This window comes from Kitasatospora phosalacinea (assembly GCF_030268885.1).
In the GTDB taxonomy this organism is placed as follows: Bacteria; Actinomycetota; Actinomycetes; order Streptomycetales; family Streptomycetaceae; genus Kitasatospora; species Kitasatospora phosalacinea_C.
This window is the reverse complement of sequence record NZ_BSSA01000050.1, coordinates 21,419-28,003: the sequence shown is the minus strand read 5'-3', so window position 1 is coordinate 28,003 and position 6,585 is coordinate 21,419. Positions and strand designations below refer to the sequence as shown.

The window sequence follows — 6,585 nt, the reverse complement described above, 5'->3', positions numbered from 1 at the left end:
TTGCTGGGTGGGTACGGGTACACGCGGGACTACCCGGTGGAGCGGATGATGCGGGACGCGAAGATCACCCAGATCTACGAGGGCACCAACCAGGTCCAGCGCATCGTGATGGCCCGCAACCTGCCCTAACCGCCCACCGGTTCGCGCCCCTGCTCGTGCACCCGCCCGCGCTCGCCCACCTTGCGGGCGGGCGCCCCGGCCCAGATCTCGCCGGGCCCGGTGGAGCGGGTGAGGACGGCGTTGGCGCCGACGACGGTGTCGGCGCCGACGGTGAGGGTGCCGCTCTTGCAGACGATCTTCGCACCGGCGCAGACCACCACGCCGTCCTCCAGCACGACCCGCCGCATCGCGGAGAGCTCCTGCGGGACCCACGGGTCGGCCCGGCCGATGGTGACGCCGTTGTAGAGGGTGACGTTCGCGCCCAAGGTGGTGTACGGGTGCAGGACGGTGCCGAAGCCGCGGTGGAAGACCACCAGGCCGGGGCCGATCTCGGCGGCGGCCGGGACCTCCATCCCGTAGAGGGCCAGGGCCTCCTGGACCAGGCGGCCGAACAGCCGGCTTCTGCGGCGGTAGATGAGGGAGGTCACCAGCGACATGGCCGACATTGTCCTGCCGCCCCGCCCGGCGCGGCGCCGACGACGCGCCCCGCGGCGGCAGTTCGGATCCGCCGTGCGAATCCCGGACGCCGCCGCGGGGCGGTCGCCCGCCGGGAGCGGCTACTTGGGGACGGCGGGCACGGGCGTGTCGTTGCGCATCGCGTCGAAGACCGCCTTGGACTTGGCCTCGTCCCACTTGACCGCGGACTCGCCGGTCGGGGTGCGGTAGTCGGCGTTGCCGATCGGGACGGTGATGGTCTTGCCGTCGCCGCCGGTGACGCCCTTCATGGCGAGGAACATCGAGCCGAGGTCGGTCAGCCCGGCGTCGTCGTCGACGATCACGGTGTCCAGCCCGGCCGACACCAGCGGGTAGAAGGTGAAGGGGTTGAGCAGGGTGGTCGGCGAGGCGGCCTGCTTGGCGAGCGCGCCCAGGAACTTCTGCTGGTTGCGCATCCGGCCGAGGTCCTGGTCGGCCATCTGGTGGCGCTGCCGGACGAAGGCCAGCGACTGCTTGCCGTTCAGGGTCTGGGTGCCGGCCTGCAGGTCGAGGCCGGAGTCCTTGTCCTTGATCGGCTGCTCGATGTTCAGCTCGACGCCGCCGACGGCGTCGACCAGGCCGACGAAGCCGGAGAAGCCGATCTCCGCGTAGTGGTCGATCCGCAGGTTCATGTTGGTCTCGACGGTCTGCACCAGCAGGCGGCCGCCCCCGGCCGCGAAGGCCGCGTTGATCTTGCGGGTGGCGGCGGGGACGGTCTTGCCGCTGCCGGCGGTGTCCAGGTGGGCGGGGATCTGCACCCAGGAGTCGCGCGGGATCGACATCAGGGTGTTCCCGTTGTCGCCGATGTGCAGGATCATCATCGAGTCGCTGCGCTTGCCCTCGGCGGAGCCGGTGTGCAGGTCCTGCTCGTCGGCGTCGGTGAGCCCGGCCCGGCTGTCGGAGCCGACGATCAGCCAGTTGGTGCCCTTGCCCGCGGGCGGGCGGCCCGGGTAGTCGGCCAGCACGTTCTCGTGGTGCAGCTTGCCGTCCGCCCAGAAGTAGGTGCCGATCATGGTGACCAGCAGCGCCAGCACCAGGCCGAGCACCGAGTAGCCGACGATCTTCTTGCGCGAGCGGCGCGGCCGGGCCCCGGGCGCGGACGGCCCCGCCGGGCCCGCCGGGGTCGGCCCCGGCTCGAAGGGCTGCTGCCCGTACGGCTGCTGCCCGCCGTACGGGGGCTGCCCGCCGCCGCTGCCCCCGCCGTACGGGGGGCGGCCCGCGCCGCCGTACGGGCGGCCGGGGTCCGGCCGGTCCTGGTGGGTGGGGCGGGAGAGCGGGACGCCCGCGCCGCGCGGGTTCAACTCCGGCGGCAGCGGCGGCTCGGCCGCCGCTCCGCCCTGGCCCCGTGCCGCGTCGCCCTGCCCGTGTGCGCCGCCCCCCGGGCGCTCCTGCCACGTGTTCATGGGGGAAGGATGCCCGAACCCGGGGCCGCGCAGTGATCGCGGAGGCCCCGCGGGCCCCGTTGTGGCCGTTTTGATGCAGGGCGGGGACGGTTCGGAGCACTGTTCACCAGGCGGGCACGGCCTTGACCCGTCGAAAGCGGGCGTGTTTGCATGACGGTATGGAGCAGCGTCAGGTCCTCACCCGTCGGCGGCACGTCGACCACGGCCGGGTGTCCTGCTCGCTGTGTCGCGGCTGACCCTTCCCGCCGCGCACTCACCCGCAGGCGACCTGCGCCCTCGCCGACCTCCCCCTCCCTTTCCCGGCCGCGCCCTGCCCGCGGCCGTACGCCCCGAGGTGACTCCATGGCCGTGATCCTGTCCGTCTCCGGTTCCCCGTCCGCGACCTCCCGCACCACCCGGCTGCTGCGCCACGTCGACCGCCGGCTCGCCTCGCACGGGCACCAGGTCCGCACGCTGGACGCCCGCTCGCTGCCCGCCGCCGCGCTGCTCGCCGCGGACACCTCGGACCCGGCGATAGCCCGGGCCGTCGAGCTGTTCGAGCAGGCCGACGGCGTGGTGATCGGCACCCCGGTCTACAAGGCCGCGTACTCGGGCCTGCTGAAGGCCCTGCTCGACCTGCTGCCGCAGTACGCGCTGCGCGGCAAGACGGTGCTGCCGCTGGCCACCGGCGGCTCCACCGCGCACGTGCTGGCGGTGGACTACGCGCTGCGGCCGGTGCTGAGCTCGATGGGCGCCGGGCACATCACCCAGGGCTGGTTCGTGCTGGACCGGCACGTCGGGGTGCGCGAGGACGGCGGCACCGAACTGGAGCGCGAGACCGAGGTGCTGCTGACCCCGGTGGTCGACGCGTTCTCCGCCGCCCTCGCCCCGCGGGTGGAACTCGCCGCCGCCAGCTGACCGTTCGTCAGCGAAGCCGCCCCGCCCGGGGCCCGGGACCCTCAGACCGCAGCGCGGCGACCCCTAGGGGAGCGGACCCGGGCCCCGGACGCTTTCCCGGGACGGGGCTCAACCCGGTGGAGGACGACCCCCGCGACGCCCGCTCCTACCGTGGAGCCATCCCCCCTGCCCCACCTCCGAAGGTGGGGCAGGCCCCACCCCGAAGACGGAAGCCAGCAGGATTCCGCGGCCGGGGTGACGCCCGGAAGGCTGGGGGACGACGACGGACCCCCCACGACGAGGAGCACGTAGTGACCACGGCAGCGAGCGCCGCCCACCTCTCACCCCTGCCGGAGCGGGACGGCACCGCCGCCCGGGCCCGACAGGTCACCAAGGCGTACGGCGCGGGGGAGACCCGGGTGACGGCGCTGGACGCGGTCGACGTCGACATCGAGCGCGGCCGCTTCACCGCGATCATGGGCCCCTCGGGCTCCGGCAAGTCGACGCTGATGCACTGCCTGGCCGGGCTGGACACCGTCTCCGAGGGCCGGATCTGGATCGGCGACACCGAGGTCACCGGCCTCAAGGACAAGCAGCTCACCAAGCTCCGCCGGGACAAGATCGGCTTCATCTTCCAGGCGTTCAACCTGCTCCCCACGCTGAACGCGGTGGAGAACATCACGCTGCCGATGGACATCGCGGGCCGCAAGCCCGACCAGGCCTGGCTGCAGCAGGTGATCGACACCGTCGGCCTGTCCGGCCGCCTCAAGCACCGCCCCGGCCAGCTCTCCGGCGGCCAGCAGCAGCGCGTCGCGGTGGCCCGCGCGCTGGCCGCCCGGCCCGAGATCATCTTCGGCGACGAACCCACCGGCAACCTCGACTCCCGCTCCGGCGCCGAGGTGCTCGGCTTCCTGCGCCGCTCGGTCGACGAACTCGGCCAGACCATCGTGATGGTGACGCACGACCCGGTCGCCGCCGGCCACGCGGACCGCGTGCTGTTCCTCGCCGACGGCGCGATCGTCGACGAGATGCACAACCCCACCGCCGACTCCGTCCTGACCCGCATGCGCCGTTTCGACGGCAAGCGCACCAGCTGAGACGGGGCCCGGAACCATGCTGCTCAAGACCTCGCTGCGGAGCTTCCTCGCCCACAAGTGGCGCCTGGTGCTCTCCCTGCTCGCCGTGGTGCTCTCGGTCGCCTTCGTGGCCGGCACCCTGGTCTTCTACAACACCGCCACCAGCACCTTCGACAAGCTGTTCGCCTCCACCGCCTCCGACCTGTCGGTCTCCAAGGCCAAGGACGAGATCACCGACGGCGGCCCCGGCCCGGCGCCCGGCATCCCGGTGGGAACGGTGGCGAAGCTCGCCGCCGAGCCCGGCGTCAAGGCCGCGATCGGCCAGGTCATGACCTCCGACGCGACCCTGGTCGACCCCGCCACCAACAAGGTGATCGGCCCGACCACCGGCGCCCCCACCCTCACCGGCAACTGGACCGACACCCCGCGCAACTCCGTCGAGATCACCTCCGGCCACGCCCCGCAGGGCGACGGCCAGCTGGTGCTGGACGCCGACACCGCGGAGAAGGCCCACCTCGGCCTCGGCTCCAAGGTCCGGATCATCACCGACGCCAACCACGACTTCACCGTCTCCGGCATCGCCACCTTCCGCACCACCAACCCCGGCGCGGCCCTCGCCTTCCTGGACACCGCCACCGCCCAGCAGGTGCTGCTCGGCACCGAGGCGTACACCTCCGTCGAGGTCTTCGGCGACGGCACCCGCACCGACGAGCAGCTGAAGGCCACCGCGCTGGCCGACCTCGGCAGCGGCTTCCAGGGCAAGACCGCCGCCGAGCAGAAGAAGGAGAACTCCGACGACGTCGGCTCCTTCCTGGACTTCATGAAGTACGCGATGCTCGGCTTCGCCGTCCTCGCGGCCGGCGTCGGCGGCTTCCTGATCGTCAACACCTTCTCCATGCTGGTCACCCAGCGCACCCGCGAGATCGGCCTGCTGCGCGCCATCGGCGGCAGCCGCTCCCAGGTCAACCGCTCGGTGCTGACCGAGGGCCTGATCCTCGGCGTGCTCGGCTCCACCCTGGGCATCGGCGCCGGGCTCGGCCTCGCGCTCGGCATGATCCAGCTGATGAAGGCCGTCGGGATGAACCTGGACGCCTCGCTGGAGGTCACCTGGACGGTGCCGGTGGTCTCGTACGCGGTCGGCGTGCTGGTGACGCTGGTCGCCGCGTTCGTCCCGGCCCGCCGGGCCTCCCGGATCACCCCGATGGCCGCGCTGCTCGACCACGCCGCCCCGGTCGAGCCCCGGGCCAACCGGGTCCGCGTCGCGGTCGGCGGCCTGGTCACGGTGCTCGGCGCCGCCGCCCTGGTGCTCGCCGCCGCCTCCTCCGGCGCCACCGGCGGGATGCTGATCGGCCTCGGCGTGCTCGCCACCCTGGTCGGCGCCGTGGTGCTCGGCCCGCTGCTGGTCTCCGGCCTGCTCCGCCTGCTCGGCGGCGCGCTGCCCGCCGTGTTCGGCCCGGCCGGCCGCCTCGCCCAGCGCAACGTCATGCGCAACCCGCGCCGCACCGGCTCCACCGCCGCCGCCCTGATGATCGGCCTGGCCGTGGTGGTCGGCGCCTCCGTGATCACCTCCTCCATGGTCTCCTCGGCCACCGCCCAGATCGACAAGACCGTCGGCGCCGACTACATCGTCGCCGGTGGCCGCGCCACCGTCCCGGCGGACGCGGCCCGGGCGGTCGAGCGGACCCCCGGCGTCGACCACGTCACCCGGCAGAAGGAGGTCCCCGCCGAACTCACCACCCCCGACGGCGCCCGCACCAGGAGCAGCCTGGTCGCCGCCGACCCGAACTTCACCCGCGACTTCCGCCTGCCGGTCGCCTCCGGCACCGCCGAGGGCGTGTTCAGCGGCGGCCTCTCGGTCGACCAGAAGTTCGCCGACGCGCACCACCTCAAGGTCGGCGACCCGATCGCCGTCGCCTACGGCGAGGGCCGCACCCAGACCATCCCGGTCGCCGCCGTCCTGAAGACCGGCAACCAACTGTTCGACGGCAACTTCTTCACCGCCATCAGCACCGTCTCCACCGGCCTGAACGGCCAACTCCCGGGTGACAGCACGCTGTTCGCCGGGGCCTCGGCCGGCGCCGACAAGGGCACCGTGCTCGCCGACCTGCAGAAGGCGCTGGAGCCCTACCCGCAGCTGATGGTCAAGGACCAGGCCGGCTACAAGGACATGATCAAGTCCCAGGTCGACCAGCTGCTGTCCATGGTCTACGGCCTGCTCGGCCTGACGATCGTGGTCGCCGTCCTCGGCGTGGTCAACACCCTGGCCCTGTCCGTCGTCGAGCGCACCCGCGAGATCGGCCTGCTGCGCGCCATCGGCCTCTCCCGCCGCCAACTGCGCCGGGTGGTCCGGCTCGAATCCGTGGTCATCGCCCTGTTCGGAGCCGTCCTCGGCAGCGCCCTCGGCCTCGCCTGGGGCGTCACCGCCCGGTCCGTCCTCGCCGACAACGGCCTGAACGTCCTGACCGTCCCCACCGGCACCGTGGCCACCGTCCTGATCGGCTCCGTCCTCATCGGCCTGGCCGCCGCCCTCGTCCCGGCCTTCCGCGCCGCCCGGATGAACGTCCTGGCCGCCATCGCCACCGACTGACCCGCCGTCC

Annotated in this window: 6 protein-coding genes; 4 read left to right on the top strand and 2 right to left on the bottom strand. The window is 73.1% G+C overall.

Annotated features, from left to right (window positions below; all coding sequences use genetic code 11):
- Positions 1-129 (top strand): acyl-CoA dehydrogenase family protein (locus QSK52_RS37685; protein ID WP_277952960.1); only part of this gene is annotated, 129 nt, incomplete at its 5' end.
- On the opposite strand, the gene QSK52_RS37680 is transcribed toward QSK52_RS37685, so the two are convergent.
- Complete coding sequence (locus QSK52_RS37680) at positions 126-596, bottom strand: serine O-acetyltransferase (RefSeq protein WP_285740793.1); 471 nt, start codon at positions 594-596, stop codon at positions 126-128. The two genes, QSK52_RS37685 and QSK52_RS37680, sit on opposite strands and share 4 nt — an antisense overlap.
- A 120-nt stretch (positions 597-716) precedes the next feature.
- Positions 717-2,036, bottom strand: a complete 1,320-nt coding sequence (locus QSK52_RS37675) for an LCP family protein (RefSeq protein WP_285740792.1) — start codon at positions 2,034-2,036, stop codon at positions 717-719.
- A 342-nt stretch (positions 2,037-2,378) separates the two neighbouring features.
- Between QSK52_RS37675 and ssuE the strand changes: the two genes are divergently transcribed.
- From ssuE to QSK52_RS37660, 3 genes are all read left to right on the top strand, one after another.
- Positions 2,379-2,933 (top strand): NADPH-dependent FMN reductase, encoded by a 555-nt coding sequence (gene ssuE / locus QSK52_RS37670; protein ID WP_285740791.1) that lies wholly within the window; start codon positions 2,379-2,381, stop codon positions 2,931-2,933.
- Between the two features lie 290 nt (positions 2,934-3,223).
- Positions 3,224-4,009 carry an ABC transporter ATP-binding protein gene (locus QSK52_RS37665; RefSeq protein WP_285740790.1) on the top strand — a complete coding sequence of 262 codons (786 nt, stop codon included), beginning with the start codon at positions 3,224-3,226 and terminating at the stop codon, positions 4,007-4,009.
- Between the two features lie 16 nt (positions 4,010-4,025).
- Positions 4,026-6,575 (top strand): ABC transporter permease, encoded by a 2,550-nt coding sequence (locus QSK52_RS37660; RefSeq protein ID WP_285740789.1) that lies wholly within the window; start codon positions 4,026-4,028, stop codon positions 6,573-6,575.
- Positions 6,576-6,585: the final 10 nt, after the last annotated feature.